Raw genomic sequence first — 21377 nt, 5'->3', positions numbered from 1 at the left:
CGGAAAGTTCAGGGGCAGGTCAACCGAACCCGAAGCGGGGAAAACCCCCTTGCCATTGGGCCTTTCGTGGGCGGCACATAGAACCGCTCAAGCGCCCGGCAGAAGGGCGCGACGGTAGAGCTGCGCCTCTATCGGCATCAGCCGCGGCACCCTGTGCAAGGATGTCATTGCCGGTGCCGCCATAGACCGTGTCGTTGCCGCCATCGCCATTGATCACATCATTGCCGGCTTCGCCGTGGATCAAGTCATCGCCGATGGGGTTCACGGTGACCGGCGGGATTGCCGGCGCTGCCGCATTGACCTGCACATTGTCGATAACCGGATTGTAGGATCCGGTGGTATTGGCGTCGAAGCGGAGATAGAGCGGAACCCCGGTCGCGTTCGCCACGCTCAGCGCGTAGGTCTGCCAGGCAAGCGAATTTCCGTCCAACAAGATTTGGGTGACCGTATTGCCCAGATAGGTGAAGGGCACCGCGCTGTTCAAATCATAGGGGTCGGTCAACAGACGGAAGATCGTGTAGGTTCCACTGTTCGCGATCTGCTGGCCTGCCCCGTCCCATTCCGAATACTGGAACTGGATGTTCAGACTGGACCCGGCAGCCGGATCGACCTCGGTGAAGGCCCAAGGCTTGTTGAAGTGCGGGTAGTTGCCGAAACCCAGCCCGCCATGCGACAGGTCCACGGTCTGACCGATGTTGCCGGGGTCGATGCTGGTGGTCCAGCCGTTCATGTTGCTGGCGAAGGTGCCGTTGCTGACCAGCTGCGAATTTGTGGCGGGTGTCCCCGGGATCACATAGCTTGGCCCGTCGCCCGAAAGCGTGTCGTCGCCCGAGCCGCCATGGATCGTGTCGTTGTCGTGGCCCCCTTCGGCGCTGTCGTTGCCAAGGCCGGCTTCGATGCTGTCATTGCCGTTATAGCCGCGGATCGAGTCGTCGTTCGGCCCCGCGCCGGGCAGGATCGCATCGTTGCCGTCGACAACATCGCCCGTGGGGTCCTGGTTGTAGCTTGCGTCGATATGGTCGCTGCCCTGCGTGCCTTCGACGATGCCGTCCGTGTCATGGACATTGGTGTTGTCAAAGGTCAGGCCCGACCCGGCAACGGCGCTGCCGCCGTTGTAGATCTGAAGGCCGCCGGCCTGTTCAAGCGTTCCGTTCGCCTGATCTGCCCGAAGCCAGGCCAGGGGGGTCGCGTAGGTCTGGCCGGGATTGGCCGCATTCCAGGCCGCAAGGGAAACGGTATTGTAGAACTGTGACAGATCCACGAAGTCGTTGTTCTGCTGGTTGCCGTCGGCGTTGTTCGCCAGACTGAAATCGCTGATCCGGTCCGCGGTGCCATCGGCGATGAACACGTCATTGCCGGCCCCGCCGGTCAGCGAGTCCACCCCGGCGCCACCGTTCAGCAGGTCGTTGCCATTTCCTCCGAACAGGCTGTCAGTGCCGGCATCGCCAAAAAGCTGGTCATTGCCCGCACCGCCGAAGACGGATTCATTGCCGTCTCCGGCATAGATCGTGTCAGAGCCGCCGTTGACCGTGTCTCCCGACGTGTCGCCGTAGATCGTGTCGTTGCCCGCGCCGCCATAAAGCGTGTCGTTGTCGGTCCCGCCGAAGAGGCCGTCATTGCCGTTGGCGCCGTCCAGCAAATCGTTGCCGGCATCGCCATAGAACGTGTCGTCATAGGTGATGGGAACCAGCGTGTTGTTCACCGACCAGACCACGAGATCGGAGCTTGCCGTCCCGGTCGAGGTCTGGTTCGTGATGCGGATGGTGGTGTTCGGGCCGGCGGCGATGTATTCAAGAGTGAAGAACGGCTGCTGTGCATTGGCGACAACTTCCGTCCGCGACGCGATGACGTTGCCGCTGCCGTCCAGAACCTCGATCAGGATCGTGTGGTCTGCGTTGCCGCCGCCAAGTTCGCCGGCCTGGAGCGTCAGGTTGTATCTAGCCCCCGCCGCCGTGGTGGAGATCGTCTGCTGGATACCGTCGCCGTAGACCGCCTCTTCGTAGCCGTTGAGGCCGACATAGGCATTGTTATTATAGACACCCTGATACGGACCCGTTCCCCCGGTCGGGTTCAGGGGCGTCCAGCCGACGAAGGGGGTCTGGCCCATTTCCGGATCGTGGTTCCGGCCGTCGTGGCGGTGTAATCCAGGGTCGGGCTGACGGAGGTGCCGTTGTTCACCCAGACTGTCGTCGAAGCAATGACGACGCCGTTGTCGTCAACTGCCTCGATCAGCACCTGATGGTTCTGAATGCCGCTCCCGAATTCACGCGCGTTTACGGTGATCTCGTATTGCGCGCCGATGGTAGTCGTCACGCGTTGCGCAATCCCGTCGCCGTCGTTCTGCGTGTCGGTCGAGTTAAGCAGTGCGACACCGGGCTGCCAAGTATAGCTGACACCAGCCGCATTCTGACCGGCCCCGCCAGTCGGGTTGATCTCGGTCCAGCCCGCACCGTTGGGAATGTCGAAGCTGGAGTTGAAGGTCGTCCCCGGTTCGTCGGAATCGCTGATGAAGTCGTTACCGGTCCCGCCATAGCCGGTGTCGTTGCCGGCCCCGCCGTTCAGGACGTCATTGCCGGCGCCGCCATCCAGGCTGTCGTTCCCCTGCTCGCCCCGCAGCGTGTCGTCTCCGGCGCCGCCGTCCAGGCTGTCATTGCCCAGTTCGCCGCGCAGATCGTCGTTGCCGGTTCCGCCGTAGAGCGAGTCGTTGCCCTGACCGGAAAGGATCGTGTCATTCCCATCGCCGCCGCTCAGACTGTCGTCACCCCCCGCCGCGCCAGGGTCGGACGGTGTCGCGACCAGGGAATTGATCGCCTGATCGATATGCAGGTCGCTGTTGACGGTATTGGTTGACCCGGTGTTGGTGATCTTGATCGTCGTGCCGGGCGTGGTTGCCGTATAGGTGACAGGAATGCCTTGCCCCGTCGCGCCATTGGCGATGGTCATGACACCGGAGGTGCCGATCACGGTGCCGTTCTGATCGATGATCTCGACCAGAAGGTCATGGTTCCCGCTGCCCGAGCCCACCTCGCCCGCGGTGACGGTCAGGGTATAGGTTGCGCCCGGCGTGGTCTGAACCACCTGCTGCGCATAGTCGCCGTAGGTTGCCTTGTTCGCTTCGTTGAAGCGCAGGTATCCCCCGAAATGGTGGGCGCAGCCCCAGTTGCTGCCACCAAAGACCAACCGCACGTGTTCGAGAAAAGCCCGTTGGTCAGATCGCCTTGCAGCGCCGTGATGTCGTTCGATTCCGCGATGTAGTCATTGCCGGCCCCGCCCATGAATGTATCGTTCGCCGTGCCCGCCCCGGTGAGCGAGTCATTGGTCGGGGTGCCGCCACTATAAGCCATCTATGTCCCGTTCGCCGCGCTGCCAGATTTCGTGCCAGCACTCGACTCGTGCGGCCTTTGGACGAAGCAGTCCCATAGCCGCGCTCAAACGGGGTGGGGTCAGGGATGAAGGGACGAAATTTGGGACCGAGGGACGAATGAAGCCGCAGGCTTCGGCTCGCCAATCTGGGGCGTAGGCAGCCGCCTGCGCCGCGGATAAAATGTGGCAAGATTGTGTCGTGCCACCGGCGCCCCATCGGTTCTTGATCAGTCCGCCCGGTTTTCAGGGTGACCCGTACCCCGTAGCAAATCGCAAAGAAGCGAACAGCCAGGTTTGCGGCGGGCCCCCCAGTCTTGTGTAAAGATGGCATGCGCTCAGCGCTGGACCAGTGCGCTTATCTGCCCGTCCCTTCCCGACCCCTCGTATGCACCTGATGTACGCTAAACTGTCGGCTTAGCTTTTCTACGGTGCGTATGTGTGAGTGAGGTCGATTGCCATGCAGGTTGTCTCCGACTTTTTCGGACGAGAGGCTGATATGGACTATCTCTCCCAGCTTCAGTTCGATCTGAGGTTTGTGAACGGACAGCGGCTCAGGGTTTCGGCAAATGAAATTATAGAGCTGCTTTACCACAGATACATGGTCGCCTTCTATCTTGCGGCGATCCTGATCATTATCGCCTTGCCTCCGCACGACCAGATGCAGGGGCTCCATGGCACGGCTTTCGTCCTGGTCTATTTCAGCATCAGCTTCTTCAGCTTCTTCAACTTCGCGACCTTCCTCATCGCCGTTGCCTGGACCCTGCAGGGCCTGGGCCGATCGACAGTCTCGGTCACGGCGACCCAGTTCGGCGTCACGCTGATCCATACCTGGCTGGCCAGCATCACCATCTTCGAGATGGCCCTGACCGGTTTCGGCCTGACATTCGGGCCCGCGATGCTGCGCGAGATCCGAAGCGGGGATCAGGCGATCGGCGACAGCCGGATCGCGGATATGATGGAGACGCATTTTCAGGCCGGGGAGGTCGTTCTCAAGCCGGATGACCCCGCCGCCCGCCGCTGGGTGCCGGATCTGGATGCGCATCCGAACGAGATCGTGCGCGCCGAGGCCCAGCAGAACTAGTTCTGGTCTTCACCGCCAACCGCCGCAAGCTGGTACGCATCCCCTTTCAGCGCTTCATCGCGTTGATGCCCGAAGGCCTGGGCGTGCGGATCCATCGGTCCCACTGGGTGGCGCGGTCGGAAATCGCGGATTTCGTCGCGCAGGATGACAAGGTTTTCGTGCAGCTGAAGGACGGCGTCCAGCTGCCGATCTCCAAGCAATACAGGCTGGACGTCCTGCCCAACGACTGAAGCGGCGACCGATTATTGCGGCTGGTCCGGCGCCGATTGCGAGTCTTGCGCCTCAGGCCGCCGGCGGCTCAGGACGACGCAAAGCCCAATGCCCAGGCAGACCGGGATCAGATAGATCGGGCAGACGCAAAGCGCCGGCAGCCCAAGTGTCGAGGCGATCAGAGCGAAACCTGGTCCAAGCAGCGAACCGAGAACCAGCATCGGCGTGGCGACCCGCGGCTGCAATCCCGGCTGCTGCCCCTGATCGGGCAGCGGTCCGACAGGGTCGGACTGTTCGTAGATATGCAGTTCCATTCCGGAGGCCAGCCGCTCGGCGACCGAGCCGTCAAGATGGGCCGTCTGGCTGGTCAGGCGCTGAAAGGTCTGCACGCGCTGTTCCACACGCCGGACCCTTGCCGCCTGCCCTGTTGCGAGACCGCCCTCGGCCTGACGGGAGACCGTCCCCTGCTTGGCGCCCGCGCGATGCGCGGTGGATGGATCTGTCGCCGACCCGGCACCTTGCATTGGCATTGGCATTGGCAATGGCGATGCTTGCGACGACATGGTCGTCTCCTCCATGCCCTTCCTGCGCTTCATCCCGAAATTCTCCCGGACTGGCCCCGGTCCGAGGCCCCATGCCGGTCATCTAGTCCGTATTCCTCTGCCGCCTTCAGCGGGGGTGACGGAGGGATGGGTTCTGTGACGAAGGGACGAAGGGACGCCGGGCCTGCGCGGCTCGGACCCCTTGTCCCTCCGGCTGGCATCCTGCGGTGAGCCGCCCCGGAAGCCCCGCAGAGGGATACCCCCAAAGGGCAAGCGCGATGACAGCGCAAGGATCCTGGCCGCCCGTTCCGCACCGGCTGCTGTGCAACCTGGCTGTGTTGGGGCAGCGCGATTTGGCCCGCGACGTGGCGGGGCTACAGCCGTTTGCCGATCGTCGCGGTCAGGGTGAACAGACGGTCCAAGAGCGCGGGCGGCGGCTCGGCGGCCAGGTGCTGGATCGAGCCGATCAGGCCGATTGACCCGATCAGCTTGCCGCTGCGATCCAGGATCGGCGCGGCAAGCGCGTTGATGCCCAGCATGGCCTCTTCCGGGGCGGTCGCATAGCCGAGACGGCGAATGTCTTCTAGCTCTGCCAGCAGGTTGGGCAGTTGAGTCTGGGTCTTGGGCGTGGCGCGCGGCAGGGGCTCGCGCAGCGCCTCGCGCAGTTCCCGCCCGCCAAAGGCCAGAAAGATCTTGCCCTGCGCCGAGGAATGCAGAAGCAGCTCGCTGCCGGGCCGGACCCCGATATTGATCGGCTGGTTGCTGGGCAGGGTGGCCAGCACGAAGGCCGATTTCGGCGTGGGCACGGACAGGACGACCGCCAGCCCCAATTCGTCGCGGATGCTGCGCATCAGGGGGGCGGCGATCTCGGACAGTACCTGGCCCTCGGGCGCCTTCTGGCCCATCAGCCAGATCTTCGGCCCCAGAAGATACAGCGAGGTCAGCGGATCCTGCAGCACCATGCCGTGATCCATCAGCGTGCGCAGATGCTTATGCGCCGCGCCCTTGGCGATGCCCACGCCCTGCGCAACCTGGGTGACGCCCAGCGGCGTCTCGGCAAAGGCGATCATCTGCAGGATCCGCAGGCTGACATCCGCCGCCCGCACCACATTGCCCCCTTCCGCAACTTCGATCCGGTGACCTAGCGGTTCGCTGCGCTGTTGACTCATCATCGGCCCCACGTCATTATGAGAACACTGTTCTCTATACGAGAACAACTGGGAGGAAGCAATGAAATACTTCGCAGCCGGCGCCTTTGCCGGTCTTTTCTTGGCGACGGCCGCCTTCGCCGAGCCCGTCACCTTGCGCCTGGGCCACCCGGTCTTTGAGGCGCATCCGATTCACGACACAGCCAAGCGGTTCAAGGAAGCGGTCGAGCGGCTGTCGAATGGCGACATCACGGTCGACATCTATCCCGCGCGCCAATTGGGCGATGTGAAGGAACTGGCCGAAGGCGTGCAATTCGGCACTATAGACATGACGGTCAACTCGACCTCGGCCTATGCGACGCTGGTGCCCTCGGTCGATTCCTTCCAGCTGCCCGGGCTGATCCCCGATTATGAGACCTTCGCGAAGCTTGCGGTAAGCGATGAGGCGCATGCGATCATGGCGCAGTTCGATCAGCACGGCATGATCGCGCTTGCGGTGACCGAGGGCGGGCAACGCCATTTCATGACCGTTGGCGCGCCGGTGGAAAGCATGGAGGGGCTGAAGGGCCTGAAGACCCGCATCGCGCCGAACCGGATGTTCCTGGACGCCTGGGCCGCAACGGGGGTGAACCCCACGCCCATGGCCTATGGCGAGGTGTATTCGGCGCTGGAAACCGGCACGCTGGATGCGGTCGAGATCAACCTGACCTCGATCGAAAGCGAGAAATACTATGAGATCGGCAAGTCGGTGACCCTGACCGGCCATTACTTCTGGCCGAGCTTCCTTCTGGTCAACAAGGCCCGTTTCGACAGCATGACGCCCGAGCAACAGCAATGGATGCGCGAGGCCGCCGCCGAGATCGTGGAACCCCAGGTCATGGCGGTGAAGGATCTGGATGCCAAGGTTCTGGCCCATCTTGAAGAGCTGAAGATTCCGGTCATCACGCCCTCGCCCGAATTCAAGGCGGCTTTGAACGAAGCCTTTGCCCCGGTCGTTGCCAGCTACGAAGCCTCTGACCCGCTGATTGCCGCCTTCGCCGCCAAGGCAAGGGCGCTGGCGCCGGCGCAGTAAGCCTGTCTTTGTAACGCGGCGGGGCCCGGTGGCCCCGCCTGCCATCCCTTCAGCAAGGTTCCCTCAATGTCCAAGCTCTGGCGTGCCTATCTTGGCGCGATCGAAGCCTTTTGCGTGGCCGGGGTCGTTCTGATCCTTGTGGTCAGCGCGATGCAGGTCTTCGCGCGCTATGTGCTTGAAAGCTCGCTCTTCTGGTCGGAAGAGCTGATGCGCTACACGATGCTGTGGATCGTGGCGCTTGGGGCCGGCGTCAGCTATGGACGCGGCCAGTTCCTGGGCATGCGGATGCTGGTCGAAAGCCTGCCGCCCGCCCTGCGCCGCGCCTGCGACCTGCTGGGCGCGGTGCTGATCCTGGCCTTTCTGGGCTTTGTCATCGTCTACGGATTCAAACTGTCCTGGGGCACGCGGATGCAATCGGCGGTCGCGCTGAACATTTCGCTGTTCTGGATCCATGTCTCGGTCGTGGTCGGGGCGCTGCTGCTGGCGCTTCATGTCGCGCTGAAAGAGTTCTTCGGCGTCGCCTCGGGCGAACCTGCCGTCGGGGAGGGCGAGGCATGATCTGGCTGGGTTCGGTCTTTCTGTTCACCCTGCTGATCGGCATGCCGATTGCCTTCGTGCTGGGGGTCAGCGCGCTGGCCTATTTCCTGTTCACCGGCCAGACGCAGTTCCTGCTGGTTCTGCCGCAGCGCATGCTGGCGGGGATGGACATGTTCGTCTTGCTGGCCATTCCGCTGTTCGTTCTGGCGGGCAGCATCATGGATGTGGGCGGGCTGACGCGGCGGCTGATCGGGGTGGCCAATTCCTTCGTCGGCCGCTTCCGCGGCGGCATGTCGCTGACCGCGATCTGGGGCTGTTTCCTGTTCGGCGGCGTCTCCGGCTCGGCCGCGGCTGATGCGGCGGCGATTGGCACGGTCATGGTGCCCGACATGAAGCGGCAGGGTTACGATGTCGACTATTCCGCGGCCTTGATCGCGGTGTCGTCGCTGATGGCGCCGCTGGTGCCGCCTTCGATTGCGATGATCATCTATGGCGCGCTGTCGGGCACCTCGATCTCGCAGCTCTTGATCGCCGGCCTGGCGCCCGGGATTCTGCTGGCGGTGTTTCTGTCGGCCTATGCGGTCTATGTTGCCCGGCGCGAGAATTATCCGATTTCGCCCAAGCAATCGGCGCGGGAAATCGGCCAGGGCTTGCTGAAGGCGCTGCCGGTGCTGTTCCTGCCGGTGCTGATCGTGGGCGGGATCCGCGGCGGCGTGGTCACCGCGACCGAGGCCGCATCGGCCGCCGCGATCTATGCGCTGCTGGTGGCAACCTTCATCTATCGCGCGATGAGCTGGCGTTTCCTGAAAGAGGCGATGGTCTCGACCGCGATCATCACCGCCGCGATCTATTTCCTGATCGGCATCGCCAATGTCGCAGGTTTCATCTTTGCCATCGAGCAATTGCCGCAGAAGACCGTGGCGCTGCTGACCGGCATCTCGGACAATCCCTATGTCATCCTGCTGATGGTCAACCTGATCCTGCTGGTGATGGGCATGTTCCTGGACACGGTGGGCGTGCTGATCCTGACCGTTCCGGCACTGACCGCCATCGGCCAGAGCCTGGGCATGGACCCGGTGCATCTGGGTGTGATGGTGGTGTTCAACGTGCTGGTGGGCTTCGTGACGCCGCCGGTCGGGCTGTGCCTGTTCGTCATCGCCGGGGTGACCGGGCGGCCGATGGAGAAGATCGCCGTCAAGGCGCTGCCGATGATTGGCATCGCCATGATCGTTCTGGCGCTGATCACGGTCTTTCCGCAGGTCTCGCTCATCCTGCCCGAGCTGTTGGGGGCGCGCTGATGGGCGAGGCTTTGACGGTTCGGATTGGCGACACCGCGTTGAAAAACCCGGTGATCGCGGCGCCGGGCGAGCATCTGATCTTTGATGCTGGCCTGCGCGCGGCGATTGCGGCCGGGGCGGGGGCGGTGGTGATGAAGTCGACCAACGACTCTGCCGCCGCCAAGCGCCAGCTTCTGCAGGCGGAATATGCGGCGCTGGGGCCGGGCTGGCAGCCTTTGCCCTGGGGCGCCGACACGCCCGCCCATGCGACCGTGCTGACCCGGTCGGGCCTGCATCCTTTGGCCTTCGACGCCTGGCTTGATCAGGGGCTGCGGCTTCTGCCCGAGGCGCGGGCGGCGGATTGCCTGCTGGTGCCCTCGCTGATCCTGGCGGGGCTGCCGCAGGCGGTCGAACAGGCCCGGGCGGTGGAAGAGGCGGGCTTTCCGGTCTTGGAGCTGAACATCGGCACGCCCTATGCGTCGCTGGCACAGAAAGGCGCGGTTTCGACCGAGCTGGATCCGGCCCGGGTGGCCGAGATCGTCCGCGCTGTGACCGCGGCGGTCAGCCTTCCGGTCTGGGTCAAGCTGTCGGGCCAAAGCGAGCGCGTTCCGGCTTTGGCGCAGGCGGCGGTGACGGCGGGGGCCGCGACCGTGGTGATCGCTGGCCGCGCGCTGGGGATGCTGCCCGATCTGGACAGGCTGGCGCCGGTTCTGGGCACCAGCTGCGGCATTGGCGGCGGCTGGAACCTGCCGCTGACCTGCCATTGGCTGGCCGAAACCCGGGCCACTTTGGGCCGCGACCAGCCGCTGATCGGCATCAACGGCGCCACGTCGGGCGCCGATGTGGCGCGGATGATCCTGGCGGGCGCCAGCGCCGTGGGCCTGAGTTCGGCGGTGATGATGCGCGGCTTTGGCGTACTGACCGAAGCCGTTGCCGAGCTGCAGTCATGGTGCACCGAAAAGGGCCTGTCTGCCGCCCAGGCCATTGGCCGTGCCGCCGACGCGCGGCGCAGTTTTTCGGAAATGCCGGTCCTGGACCAGGTCTGGCGCAACTTCATTCCCCCCGCCGCTCGGGCGGGTTGACCTAAGAAAAGGAGCCGCAAAATGGCGATCGCCAAGGACCGTATCGACGCGCTGATGACCGGGGCTGTGGATCTGCATGTCCATTCCGGACCCTCGTTGCATCCCCGCAAGCTGGACCATTTCGCCGCCCTGCGCGCGGCCGAGGATCAGGGCATGGCGGCGGTGCTGCTGAAGGACCATTATTACCCGACCATGCCCATCGCCCGGTTGATCAACGACAATCTGGGCCTGAAATGCCAGGCCATCGGCTCGATCGTGCTGAACAACCCCTTGGGCGGCTTCAACCCTTCGGCGGTGGATTACGCGCTGAAGCAGGGCGCGCGGGTGGTCTGGATGGCCACGGCCCATGCCCGCAACCATATGGAACACGAAGCCTCGAAACCCGGCTTCCAGTTCCCGCAGAACTCGAAGAAGACCGTGGCGCCGATCCCGCTGGCGCTGACCGATGACAAGGGCGTGGTCGTCGATGAGGTGAAGCATATCCTTGACCTGATCGCCGAAGCGGATGCTGTGGTCTCGGGCGGGCACCATCATGTGAGCGAGCTGTTCCCCTTCTATGAAGAGGCCAAGGCGCGTGGGGTGAAGCGGCTGTTCCTGAACCATCCGACCTATGTGAACGACTGCACGATGCAGGATGTGACCGCGCTGGTCGGCATGGGCGTGAAGATCGAGCATTCGATCTGCATGTTCGTGGAATCGACCTTCAAGATGTTCGACGACGAGCATCTGAAGGCGGTGATCGCGGCGGCCGGGGTCGAGAATACGTTCTTCGGCACCGATCTGGGCCAGATGAAGAACCCCGATCCGGTCGACGGCATGCGCCAGATGATCGAATTGCTGCTGGGCCTGGGCTACAGCGATGCCGAGGTGCGGCTGATGACGACGACCATCGGCGCTGATCTGGTGGGGCTGGCGGCATGACCGCCGCGCTGCGCGCCCGCATCGCGGCGGGCGAGGTTGTCATCGGCACCTTCATCAAGACGCCTGCGGTGCAGGGGGTGGAAATCCTGGGCCGGGCCGGTCTGGATTTTGCCGTGGTCGATCAGGAACATGCGCCGATCGGGATCGAGGCGATGGATCTTCTGTCGCTTGCGGCGCGGGCGGCGGGGCTGCCCCTGCTGTCGCGGCGCTGGGGCGCGGGCGAGGACTGGATCTCGCCCCTGCTGGATCTGGGGCTGACCGGGGTGATGGTGCCGCATGTCGCCGATGCGACGCGGGCCGAAGCGGTGATGCGGGCGATGAAATTCGGCCGCGGCCAGCGTGGCCTGTCGAATTCGCCGCGGGCCGGCGATTATGGCGGGCTGACGCTGGAGGGGTTCCGCAGCGCCTCGGACGAGACCACCGTGGCGATGCTGCAGATCGAGGATGCCTCGGCCCTGCCGCTTTTGGACCAGATCGCGGCCGTGCCGCAGGTTGACGTGCTGTTCGTGGGCCCCGCGGATCTGTCTTTCTCGATGCAGGTTCCGATGGGATCCGAGGCGCTTGGCGCCGCCATTGACCAGGTTGTCGCGGCGGCGCGGCGGGCCGGCGTGGCGGCGGGTCTGTTCGTGGCCGACGAGTCGCAGATCGCGCCCTGGGTGGCGCGGGGCGTGACCGTGTTCGTGGTCGGTTCGGATCAGGGTTTGCTGAAAAAGGCGGCGCAGCGGGTGATGACCGCCGCGCGCGGCTAAGCGAAGGAGCGAGAGATGTACAAGGACAAGGACCCGCGCGCCGATCTGTTCGCCGCCGCGTCGAAACCGCCCGCGACCGGGCTGATCGCCGAAGAGCAGCTGGCGCTGTTCTATGCCAGCGCGCCGCAGGATCAGGGCGAGGGCTGGAAGACCTGGCTGCAGCGCGGCTGCAATTTCGTGCTGGCCTATACCGAGGCCGCGCCGGGCGCGGTGCTGTCGCGGGCGGGCCAGCCCGATGAATATGTGCTGTACCTGCCCGATTCCGATCAGGGCGCGGTGGTGACGGCGGGGGCCGAGACGGTGACGATCCCCGGCGGCTCGATCGCCTTCCTGCCGCCGGGCGACAGCACGGTGACCCTGCCGAAGGGCGGCAAGATCGCGCGGCTGTTCACTGTGCTGTCGGACGATCTGGCCAAGGCCGCCGGGAATGCCGGCGCCTATGACCAGACGCGCAGCCATATTCCGCCCTTCGCGGCCTGGCCCATGCCCAAGGATGGCTGGCGCATCCGCCATTACAGTCTGGACGTGCCCGACGCGCCCGGCCGGTTTGGCCGGATCTTCCGCTGCACCACCTTCATGGTGAACGTGTTCCGCCCGCAGGTCGGCCCGCGCGACACGGCCAAACTGTCGCCGCATCACCATGACGATTTCGAGCAATGCTCGCTGGCGCTGAAGGGCGGCTTCGTTCACCATCTGCGCTGGCCCTGGACGGTCGACATGGCAGATTGGCGCGACGACAAGGCGATCGCGGTTGGCGCGCCCTCGTCGCTGGTGATCCCGCCGCCGGTCATTCACACCACCCGCGCGACCGAGGCGGGCGAGAATGATCTGGTCGATATCTTCTGCCCGCCGCGGCTGGATTTCTCGCTGAAGCCGGGCTGGGTGCTGAACGCGGATGACTATCCGATGCCCCAGGCCTGACAGGACAGCGCGGCCTTTGCCCTAGGGGCGGGGGCCGCGCCTTTCGGTGCGGGCGGGGCAGGGCCCTACTTGCGGAAGATCGCCACCAGGTCGCTGGCGGCATCGGCCGGGTCGTTCAGTTCCAGATGCTGCTCGATATGGCGCAGGTGGTCGGCCATTAGCGCCGCCGCCGCCGACCCATTGCGGGTGCGGAAGGCCTCGAAGATCTCGTCGTGATCTTCATCTCGGCAGTTCGACACGCCGGGGCTGCCGAAGATGCCGATGATCAGCGAGGTGCGGGTGACCAGTTCCTTGACCATGCGCAGCGCGACGGTATTGCCCGCGATCTCGGCCAGAAGCACATGAAACTGCCCCGACAGGCGGATCGCGTCGCGCCGCTTGCCGCTGTGATTGGCCTCATGCTCCAGCTGCAAGTGGCGCTGCAGCCGCTCGACATCGCTGTCGCTGGTGCGTTCGGCGGCCAGCCGCGCCACGTTCGGCTCGATCATCAGCCGGGCCTCGAACACTTCGCGGGCCTGTTCGGCACTGGGCGAGGCCACGAAGGCGCCGCGGTTGGGCAGAAGGTTCACCACCTCGCGGCTGGCCAGCAGCAAAAGGCTTTGCCGGATCCGCATGCGCCCGACCCCGAAGGCCTCGCACAGCGCCGCTTCGGACAGTTTGGTGCCCGGCGGCAGCCGCTGGTCGATGATCGCCTCGAAGATTCGCGCGACGATCTCTTCTTCGGCCAGTTCCTCGTCCCGGATCTCTGGTTCGGCAGCGCTGCCGAGGCTTTTCATGTCAGGGGTCCGATCTGAAAGTGATTACGTTTTAGGATAGTAGGGAAGAACCACGCCCATCAAGGGGGCCATCGTGAACATTCGCCGAAATTTTCGTTGACAATTTTGTCAGCGAGTCCGTCAATCATCTTGGCGCGGACTTGAATTCCGCAGACCAATAAACAGGGAGAACTGCAATGAAGAGACGCGTATTCCTTGCGACGACGGGCCTGTCGCTGGCGCTGGCGGTTGCAAGCGGTTCGGCCGCCTGGGCCGAGAATGCCAAGCTGAAGATCGGCTTCGTCGGCGTGACCTCGGGCCCGGCGGCGGCCTGGGGGATTTCCAACCAGCGGTCGATGGAAACCCGCGCGGCCTGGCTGAACGAGCTGGGCGGGGTCAAGATCGGCGACACGACCTATGATGTCGAAATCGTTCCCTTCGACGACCAGAAAGACCCCAAGCGCGCGATCGCCGGCATGGAGAAGATGGCGCAGGACGGCATTCATTATGTCGTGGGCCCCAATGTCGATGACGGCGCCGCCGCCGTCCGCCCGGTGGCCGAGCAGAACGGGATCATGTATTTCCCCTATGCCTTCCCGAAGGAACTGTACACGCCGCCGGCTTCGAATGCGATCCTGGGCATGGTGGCGAATTACCAGTCGGGCCCGGCCATCTACAAATACCTGATGGAAAACAGCGGCGTGAAGACGGTGGCCTTCGTTGCCGCCAATGAATCCGATCCCCTGTCGCAGCGCGATGGCGGCGTCGAGGCCGCCAAGGCCCTGGGGCTTGACGTGGTGTCGGCCAGCGTGACCTATCAGGTCGACACGACCGATTTCACCCCGGTTCTGCTGCCGGTCATTCAGACCGCGCCGGACCTGCTGGTCCTGTCGGGCGTGTCGCCCGCCAATGCGCCGCAGCTGATTCGTTCGGCGCGCGAGCTGGGCTATACCGGCCTGATCTCGACCGAGACGGCGCAGGATGCCACGGTGCTGGCGGAAGGCGCGGGCGAATTGGCGAATGGCTTCATCTCGGTCGGCGGCGCCTCGACCCCGGAACTGGCCAGCGACACGATGAAGGAATTCGTCGAGCGCTATACGAAGATGTTCGGCGAATACAATGACGAATCGAACACCAAGGTCTATGCGCTGGAATACATCATCGAGACGCTGAAGGCGAACCCGGCGGCGATCGACAATGTCGATGAGTTCAAGAAGACCATGGACACGTTCAGCGCGCCGAACCCGTTCATGGTGGGCGATGCCACGCTGACCTATGTCGGCATGACCTCGTTCGGGCAGAAGCGCCAGGTTTCGGTGCCGCTGGTGGTGAACGAATTCAAGGACGGCAAGTTCGAGACGCTGTTCGTCGCGCAGGTCGACTGAGCCGGCACGGATGTCCGACCCCCGGGCCGCCCGCGCGGCGGCCCCCTTTCCCTGAACCCGGAGGACCGTGCATGGAGCAGATCCTTGCAAACGGGCTGTATCTTGGCGCGCAATATGCATTGATCGCGCTGGGTCTGACCCTGATCTTCTCGCTGATGAACGTGCTGAACTTTGCCCATGGGCAGATGTACGTCTTCGGCGGATTCGTGACCTATACGGTCGTTGCGCAGCTGGGTCTGCCGTTCATCGTGGGGCTTCTGGCCTCGGCGGTGGTGCTGGCGGTGATGGGCGCGCTGATCGAGAAGTTTCTGTTCCGTCCGGTCATCCGCAGGTCGAAGCGCGATGAATCGACCATGCTGCTGGCGGCGGGCATCGCCTTCTTCCTGGATGCGGTGATCCTGCTGTTGTTCGGCGAGAAGCAGCGCGGCGTGCCGAAGATTGTGAATGGGGTCTTCAACTGGGACATGCGGCTGATCATGCCCTATGACCGGATCCTGATCGCGATGGCGGCGGTGGCGCTGATCGTGGGCTTCATCCTGTTCATGCAGTATTCGCGCACCGGCCGCGCCATGCGGGCGCTGGCGCAAGACCGGGTGGCGGCCCAGCTGATGGGCGTCGATGTCGACCGCTATTCGATGATCGGCTTTGCCATGGGGGCGATGCTGGCCGGGCTGGTCGGCGGGCTTCTGGTCACCATCACCGGGATCAACCTGGGCATGGGCGGGCCGACCTCGGTCAAGGCGTTCCTGATGATCATGATCGGCGGGGCCGGGGTGATTTCGGGTGCCATCGCCGGCGGCTTCATCCTTGGGATGATGGAATCCGTGGGCCTGACCGTTCTGGCCGCCTATGGCGACATCACCTATCTGGTGATCTTCGTCACCCTGATGATTTTCCTCGCGATCCGGCCTCAGGGCCTGATGGGCAAACCCTGGGGTTGAACCGATGACCGATCACACGCATTCCTCGGACCCGACCCAAAGGCCCGGCCTGCCCGCGCGCCTGCTGGGGATCGCCGCCTTCCTGCTTCTGGTCTTCGTGCTGGTGCCGCTGTTCATCCGCATCACCGGACGCTGGGACTTCTACTATACGCTGACATCGGTGGCGCTGCTGTCGGTGGCCGCGGCCGGGGTCTGGCTGACCTTCTATATCGGCCGGATCAACATCGGGCAGGGCGCCTATGCGCTGACCGGCGGCTATGTCTCGGCCATTCTGATCATGAAATACGGGGTCAGCTTCTGGCTGACGCTGCCCTTGGCCGGGCTGTTCTGCGCGGTGGTCTCGGTGGGGATCGGGCTGCCGATCCTGCGGCTGCGCGGGGTCTATTTCGCCATGGTGACGCTGGTTCTGACCGAGGTTGCCCGGCTGACCGCGCTGGCCCTGCCGATCACCAATGGCGCCAAGGGCATCACCTCGATTCCGCTGCCGGGCGAATTGTCGATCTTCGGGCTGACGATCATTCCGGATTTCGCCACGCTGCAGAACCCGAAGCTGGCCTTCTACCTGATGGCGGCGCTTCTGATGGTGCTGACCTATCTGGTGCTGTGGCGGATCGTGAATTCGCGGCTGGGGCATCTGTGCCGGTCGCTGCAGCAGAACGAAGAGCTGTCGGCCTCGATCGGGGTGAATACCGCGATGCTGCGGGTCTTGGCCTATGCGATCTCGTCCTTCTTCGGCGGGCTGGCGGGGGCGATTTTCGTCGCGATCTCGCAATCGATCTACCCCTCGTCCTTCGTGGTGAACGACAGCGTGAACTTCATGCTTTACTGCTTCCTGGGCGGCCTGGGCTACGTGTTCGGGCCGATGCTGGGCACGCTTCTGCTGTATTTCGGCTGGGACCTGCTGTCGGTGGCCAAGGAATACCAGCTGCTGATCTATTCCGGCACGATGATCGCGCTGATGCTGGTGCTGCCCAATGGCGTTCTAAGCCTGCTGGACCGGAAAGGAGGCCGCAAATGACCCCGATCCTGCAGATCAAGGGCGTCACCAAGCGCTATGGCGGGCTGACGGCGAACAATGACATCACCTTCGACGTGGCCCCGCAGGAGATCCTGTCGGTGATCGGGCCGAACGGGGCGGGGAAGTCGACGCTGTTCAAGCAGATCGCCGGCTTCGTCACCCCCACGACGGGCGAGGTGATCTACAAGGGCAACCGCATCTCGGGCCTGCCGCCGCACAAGGTGGCGCGGCTGGGCGTGGTGCGGACCTTCCAGGAGACGACGATCTTCAAGTCGATGACGGTGCGCGAGAATGTGATCGTCTCGCATCACCTGCGCTCGAAAGCCTCGCTGCTGGGTTTCTTCTTCGGCTCGGCCCAGGCGCGGGCGGATGAGGCGGAATTCGGCAAATCGGCCGATGACATCATCGACTTTCTGGGGCTGCAGGCGATCCGCAACGAAACGGCGTCGAACCTGCCGCAGGGCCATCTGCGCGCGCTTGGCATGGCGATCGGGCTGGCCACGCATCCCGAGGTGATCCTGCTGGACGAACCTTTCGCCGGCATGAACCATGACGAGACGATGAAGATGGTCGCCCTGGTGCGCCGGCTGCGCGACGAGCGCGGGCTGACGGTGCTGCTGGTGGAACACGATATGCCGGCGGTGATGAAAATCTCGGACCGGATCGTCTGCATCAACTTCGGCGAGAAGATCGCCGAGGGCACGCCTGCCGAAATCCAGGAAAACCCCCGCGTGATCGAGGCCTATCTGGGCAGCGAAGACGCCGCGATCGGGATGTAAGCCATGACCCAGACCGTTCCCCAAACCTCGCCTTCGCCCTCGGCCGCGCGCAAGATGCTGAGCTTCGACAATGTCGAACTGTACTATGACCATGTCTACGCGCTGAAAGGCGTCAGCATCGAGTTGATGGAGGGCGAGACCATCGCGCTCATCGGCGCGAACGGGGCCGGGAAATCGTCGATCCTGCGGGCGATCACCGGGCTGCGCAAGATCAAGTCGGGCGCGATCAGCTATCTGGGCGAACGCATCGACGGCCGCTCGGCCGCCGAGATCGTGACCCGCGGCATCGCCATGGTGCCCGAAGGCCGCCGGGTCTTTCCGCTGATGAGCGTGAAGGACAACCTGCTGATGGGCGCCTTCACCCGCAGCGACAAGCAGGGGATCGAGCAGACGCTGGACAGCGTGCTGACCCGTTTCCCGCGGCTGAAAGAGCGCTACAGCCAGCAGGCCAGCACGCTTTCGGGCGGCGAGCAGCAGATGATGGTGATCGGCCGCGCGCTGATGGCCAAGCCGAAGCTGCTTCTGCTGGACGAGCCCTCGCTGGGGATCGCGCCGAAACTGGTGCAGGACATCGCCCGCGCCATCGTGGCCATCGGCCGCGATGAGGGGGTCAGCGTGCTGCTGGTGGAACAGAACAGCCGGATGGCGCTGTCCATCTCCAGCCGCGCCTATGCGCTTTCGACAGGTCAGGTCGTGCTGTCGGGGAATTCCAAGGATCTGATGCATGACGACCGCATCAAGGCCGCCTATCTGGGCGGGGAGCTGTAACATGCGCCTTCTGGTGATCAATCCCAACTCCACCGCCTCGATGACCGAGAAGATCGGCGCCGCGGCCCGGGCGGCGGCGGGGCCGGGGACCGAGATTCAGGCGGTGAACCCGCCGCAGGGCCCGGTCTCGATCGAGGGCTATTATGACGAGGCGCTGAGCGTGCCGGGCCTGTTGCGCATCATCCAGACCGCGGCCGGTTTCGACGCGGTGATCATCGCCTGCTTCGACGATACCGGGCTCGATGCGGCGCGCTGCCTGACCGACCGGCCGGTGATCGGCATCGGCGAGGCGGCCTATCATTTCGCCTCGATGATCTCGAACAAGTTCTCGGTCGTCACGACGCTGGGCCGGTCGGTGCCGGCGCTGGAACACAACCTGCACCGCTATGGCCTGTCGGCGCGCTGCGCGCGGGTGCGGGCGTCGGAAGTGGCGGTGCTGGAGCTGGAACATCCCGGCTCGGATGCCAGCACCCGGATCAGCGCCGAGATCGGCCGCGCCGTGGCCGAGGACCGCGCCGAGGCGATCGTGCTGGGCTGTGCGGGCATGGCCGATCTGGCCGGGCGGCTTGAGGCCGAGCATGGGCTGCCGGTGCTGGATGGCGTGTCCTGCGCGGTGCGACTGGCCGAGGCGATGGTCGGGCTGGGGCTGCGCACCTCGCGCCGGGGCGGCTATGCGCCGGTGCCGGCGGTGAAGCTGCGCGCCTCGGCCTGAGGCGGGGCGGGGCGGCGGGGGCCCCGCGGAAATTGTCGGTAAATGGTGATCCGGCCCGCGCTTCTGGCGCGGGCCGTTTTGTTTGCGCCCCGGCGCGGGTTGCCGGGGGATGCGGTTCCGGGAAAGAGGTAAGAGTCGTTTCTAACCCTTGATCGCGGCCGAATATATGTTCTAAGTCGCCGAATAAGACATATGTGGCGTGTGATTGCCCGCTTGCCCGCGGTTCTGCCGCACGGCCGGCCGGGCGCAGGCGCGCCGCCCAGCAAGGAGCGAGACGATGACGACAGACCCCCGGGCCCGGCAAGGCCTTGGTCCCTATGATCTGGGCCGGACCACCGTTTACGCCTCGCGCCAGGATCCGCGCTTCCCCTATTGCGCCTATGTGCCCAGCGATTACGACCCCGCGGGCGACAAGACCTATCCGCTGGCGGTGATCGTGCATGGCACCGAACGCGGCATGGAAGCCTATCGCGATGCCTTTGCCGATTTCGCCGAGGCGCAGGGGGTCATCGTGCTGTGCCCGCTGTTTCCGGTGGGCATCTGCTTTCCGGGCGATCTGTCCAGCTACAAGATGCTGCGCGAGGGCGGGGTCGATTATGACCTGATCCTGATCGACATGATCGAGGAGATGCGCGGGAAATACCGCATCCCCGACCCGCGGGTGATGATGTACGGCTTTTCCGGCGGCGGTCATTTCACCCATCGCTTTCTGTATCTGCATCCCGAGCGGCTGATGGCGGCCTCGATCGGGGCGCCGGGCATCGTGACGCTGCTGGATTTCAACCATGACTGGTGGGTGGGCCTGCGCGATTTCGGCCAGCGCTTCGGCAAGGAGATCGACCTTCAGGCGATGCGCCGGGTGCCGGTGCAGATGGTGATCGGCGGCGATGACCTGGAAACCTGGGAAATCGCCATTCCGCCCGGCAACAGCTGGTGGATGGAAGGCGCCGATCTGGCGGGCGAGACGCGCAACGACCGGATGCGCGCGCTGAGGGCCAGTTACGAGGCGCAGGGCATTTCGGTGCGCCATGACATCGTGCCCGGAGTTGCACATGACGACCGATCCATGCTGCAAAGGGTGAAAGACTTTTTTGCCGATTGCCTGCGCCAGGAGGTGCCCCGCTGATGCCAGACCCCGCCGACAGGCCCGAGGCGCCGGACGATCCCGCACTTGCGGAGGCCGATCTGGCCGAGGGCGAGGCCGAGGCGGGAACGCTGAGCGCGCTGCAGATCGAGGTGGCGCACAAGCTGATCTCGGTGATCCGCAGCGGGCGCTGGCAGGTGGGCGAGCGGATCTCGGATGCGGGGCTGGCGCGAGAGTTCGCCATCTCGCGCAGCCCGATCCGGCAGGTGCTGCAATATCTGGTGGCGCGCGGCTTTCTGGCGCAGCGCGACCGCGGCTTCACCCTGGCGCGGCGGGCCGAGGATTTCGATCTGGCCGAAGAGCTGTTTCCGCCCTCGGGCGGGGAACAGCTTTACCGCCGGGTGCTGCAGGCGCGGGCCAGCGGCGAGATCGGCCCCGAGGCGACCGAGGCCGAGTTGCTGGACCTGCTGGAGGCGCCACGCAGCGCGCTGCGCCGCACGCTGATGCGGCTGTCGGCGGAAGGCCTGGCCGAGCGGCGCGAAGGCCATGGCTGGCGCTTTGCCGAATGCCTGGACAATGTGCAGGCGGTGAATGAAAGCTACGCCTTCCGCACGGTGATCGAATGCGGCGCGGTGCAGGAAGACACGTTCCGCGCCGATCCGCAGGAGATGGCCGCGCTGGAGGCCGAGCAGCGGGCGCTGCTGGCCGCCGCGCTGGCCGAGATCAAGGGCAGCGACTGGTTCGAGGCCAATGCGCGCTTTCACGAGACGGTGGTGTCCTGGTCGCGCAACCGCTTTCTGGTGCGGGCGATCCAGCTGCAGAACAATCTGCGCCGGATGACCGAATACAGCGAATTCACCCAGTTGACCGAGGCCGGATTGCGCCGGGCCGCGCAGGACCATCTGTCGATCCTGCAGGCGATCCGCCAGGGCGACCGCCGGCTGGCCGCCGCCCTTCTGGTGCGGCATCTGAGCCGGGTCCGCCCCGAAACCGACGCGCCGGCCTGACCGGCGCGCAAGGGGCGGCGCGCAA

Annotated in this window: 22 protein-coding genes; 17 read left to right on the top strand and 5 right to left on the bottom strand. The window is 64.8% G+C overall.

What is annotated here, in order from left to right:
* Positions 1-19 precede the first annotated feature (19 nt).
* Both K1Y73_RS00540 and K1Y73_RS00535 read right to left on the bottom strand, forming a co-directional pair.
* On the bottom strand, positions 20-2107 hold the full coding sequence (locus tag K1Y73_RS00540) for a calcium-binding protein (protein ID WP_225025954.1): 2088 nt from the start codon (positions 2105-2107) through the stop codon (positions 20-22).
* Positions 2071-3180 carry a calcium-binding protein gene (locus tag K1Y73_RS00535; protein ID WP_225025953.1) on the bottom strand — a complete coding sequence of 370 codons (1110 nt, stop codon included), beginning with the start codon at positions 3178-3180 and terminating at the stop codon, positions 2071-2073. The genes K1Y73_RS00540 and K1Y73_RS00535 overlap by 37 nt, the downstream gene beginning before the upstream one ends.
* A gap of 679 nt (positions 3181-3859) precedes the next feature.
* Here K1Y73_RS00535 and K1Y73_RS00530 point away from each other — a divergent pair.
* Positions 3860-4444: a hypothetical protein gene (locus K1Y73_RS00530; protein WP_225025952.1), complete on the top strand. Its 585-nt coding sequence runs from the start codon at positions 3860-3862 to the stop codon at positions 4442-4444.
* Positions 4381-4674, top strand: a complete 294-nt coding sequence (locus tag K1Y73_RS00525; protein WP_225026043.1) for a LytTR family DNA-binding domain-containing protein — start codon at positions 4381-4383, stop codon at positions 4672-4674. The genes K1Y73_RS00530 and K1Y73_RS00525 overlap by 64 nt, the downstream gene beginning before the upstream one ends.
* Before the next feature lie 12 nt (positions 4675-4686).
* On the opposite strand, the gene K1Y73_RS00520 is transcribed toward K1Y73_RS00525, so the two are convergent.
* Together K1Y73_RS00520 and K1Y73_RS00515 are read right to left on the bottom strand one after the other, a co-directional pair.
* On the bottom strand, positions 4687-5055 hold the full coding sequence (locus K1Y73_RS00520; protein ID WP_225025951.1) for a hypothetical protein: 369 nt from the start codon (positions 5053-5055) through the stop codon (positions 4687-4689).
* 515 nt (positions 5056-5570) lie between these two features.
* A complete protein-coding gene (locus tag K1Y73_RS00515) occupies positions 5571-6365 on the bottom strand; it encodes an IclR family transcriptional regulator (RefSeq protein WP_225025950.1) in 795 nt (264 codons plus the stop codon).
* A 61-nt stretch (positions 6366-6426) separates the two neighbouring features.
* On the opposite strand from K1Y73_RS00515, the gene K1Y73_RS00510 reads away from it, so the two are divergent.
* The 7 genes from K1Y73_RS00510 to K1Y73_RS00480 all read left to right on the top strand — a co-directional run bounded on the left by K1Y73_RS00510 (position 6427) and on the right by K1Y73_RS00480 (position 12903).
* On the top strand, positions 6427-7416 hold the full coding sequence (locus K1Y73_RS00510) for a TRAP transporter substrate-binding protein (RefSeq protein ID WP_225025949.1): 990 nt from the start codon (positions 6427-6429) through the stop codon (positions 7414-7416).
* 66 nt (positions 7417-7482) lie between these two features.
* The gene (locus K1Y73_RS00505) at positions 7483-7974 is read left to right on the top strand and encodes a TRAP transporter small permease (protein WP_225025948.1); all 492 of its coding nucleotides are present in this window, start codon (positions 7483-7485) and stop codon (positions 7972-7974) included.
* Positions 7971-9251 (top strand): TRAP transporter large permease, encoded by a 1281-nt coding sequence (locus tag K1Y73_RS00500; RefSeq protein WP_225025947.1) that lies wholly within the window; start codon positions 7971-7973, stop codon positions 9249-9251. The genes K1Y73_RS00505 and K1Y73_RS00500 overlap by 4 nt, the downstream gene beginning before the upstream one ends.
* Positions 9251-10312 carry a tRNA-dihydrouridine synthase gene (locus K1Y73_RS00495; protein WP_225025946.1) on the top strand — a complete coding sequence of 354 codons (1062 nt, stop codon included), beginning with the start codon at positions 9251-9253 and terminating at the stop codon, positions 10310-10312. The genes K1Y73_RS00500 and K1Y73_RS00495 overlap by 1 nt, the downstream gene beginning before the upstream one ends.
* A 21-nt stretch (positions 10313-10333) precedes the next feature.
* Positions 10334-11233, top strand: coding sequence for a DUF6282 family protein (locus K1Y73_RS00490; protein ID WP_225025945.1), 900 nt, complete (start codon positions 10334-10336; stop codon positions 11231-11233).
* Entirely contained in the window at positions 11230-11982 is a 753-nt protein-coding gene (locus K1Y73_RS00485) for an HpcH/HpaI aldolase family protein (protein WP_225025944.1), read from the top strand. The genes K1Y73_RS00490 and K1Y73_RS00485 overlap by 4 nt, the downstream gene beginning before the upstream one ends.
* Before the next feature lie 15 nt (positions 11983-11997).
* Positions 11998-12903 carry a cupin domain-containing protein gene (locus K1Y73_RS00480; protein WP_225025943.1) on the top strand — a complete coding sequence of 302 codons (906 nt, stop codon included), beginning with the start codon at positions 11998-12000 and terminating at the stop codon, positions 12901-12903.
* A 65-nt stretch (positions 12904-12968) separates the two neighbouring features.
* Here K1Y73_RS00480 and K1Y73_RS00475 read toward each other — a convergent pair whose 3' ends face one another.
* A complete protein-coding gene (locus K1Y73_RS00475; RefSeq protein ID WP_225025942.1) occupies positions 12969-13679 on the bottom strand; it encodes a GntR family transcriptional regulator in 711 nt (236 codons plus the stop codon).
* 176 nt (positions 13680-13855) lie between these two features.
* On the opposite strand from K1Y73_RS00475, the gene K1Y73_RS00470 reads away from it, so the two are divergent.
* The 8 genes from K1Y73_RS00470 (at position 13856) to K1Y73_RS00435 (ending at position 21352) form a co-directional block, all read left to right on the top strand.
* Entirely contained in the window at positions 13856-15043 is a 1188-nt protein-coding gene (locus K1Y73_RS00470; protein WP_225025941.1) for an ABC transporter substrate-binding protein, read from the top strand.
* 71 nt (positions 15044-15114) lie between these two features.
* Positions 15115-15984, top strand: a complete 870-nt coding sequence (locus K1Y73_RS00465) for a branched-chain amino acid ABC transporter permease (RefSeq protein WP_225025940.1) — start codon at positions 15115-15117, stop codon at positions 15982-15984.
* A 4-nt stretch (positions 15985-15988) separates the two neighbouring features.
* Positions 15989-17002, top strand: coding sequence for a branched-chain amino acid ABC transporter permease (locus K1Y73_RS00460; RefSeq protein ID WP_225025939.1), 1014 nt, complete (start codon positions 15989-15991; stop codon positions 17000-17002).
* Entirely contained in the window at positions 16999-17781 is a 783-nt protein-coding gene (locus K1Y73_RS00455; protein ID WP_225025938.1) for an ABC transporter ATP-binding protein, read from the top strand. Before K1Y73_RS00460 ends, K1Y73_RS00455 begins: the two co-directional genes overlap by 4 nt.
* Before the next feature lie 3 nt (positions 17782-17784).
* Complete coding sequence (locus K1Y73_RS00450; RefSeq protein ID WP_451923576.1) at positions 17785-18549, top strand: ABC transporter ATP-binding protein; 765 nt, start codon at positions 17785-17787, stop codon at positions 18547-18549.
* Between the two features lies 1 nt (position 18550).
* Positions 18551-19261, top strand: coding sequence for an aspartate/glutamate racemase family protein (locus tag K1Y73_RS00445; RefSeq protein ID WP_225025937.1), 711 nt, complete (start codon positions 18551-18553; stop codon positions 19259-19261).
* Between the two features lie 277 nt (positions 19262-19538).
* Positions 19539-20387 carry an alpha/beta hydrolase gene (locus K1Y73_RS00440; protein WP_225025936.1) on the top strand — a complete coding sequence of 283 codons (849 nt, stop codon included), beginning with the start codon at positions 19539-19541 and terminating at the stop codon, positions 20385-20387.
* On the top strand, positions 20387-21352 hold the full coding sequence (locus K1Y73_RS00435) for a GntR family transcriptional regulator (RefSeq protein WP_225025935.1): 966 nt from the start codon (positions 20387-20389) through the stop codon (positions 21350-21352). Before K1Y73_RS00440 ends, K1Y73_RS00435 begins: the two co-directional genes overlap by 1 nt.
* The last annotated feature ends 25 nt before the right edge of the window (positions 21353-21377 follow it).

The organism is Xinfangfangia pollutisoli (genome assembly GCF_020179405.1).
Taxonomy (GTDB): Bacteria; Pseudomonadota; Alphaproteobacteria; order Rhodobacterales; family Rhodobacteraceae; genus Pseudogemmobacter; species Pseudogemmobacter pollutisoli.
This window is presented reverse-complemented; position numbering and strand designations above follow the sequence as displayed.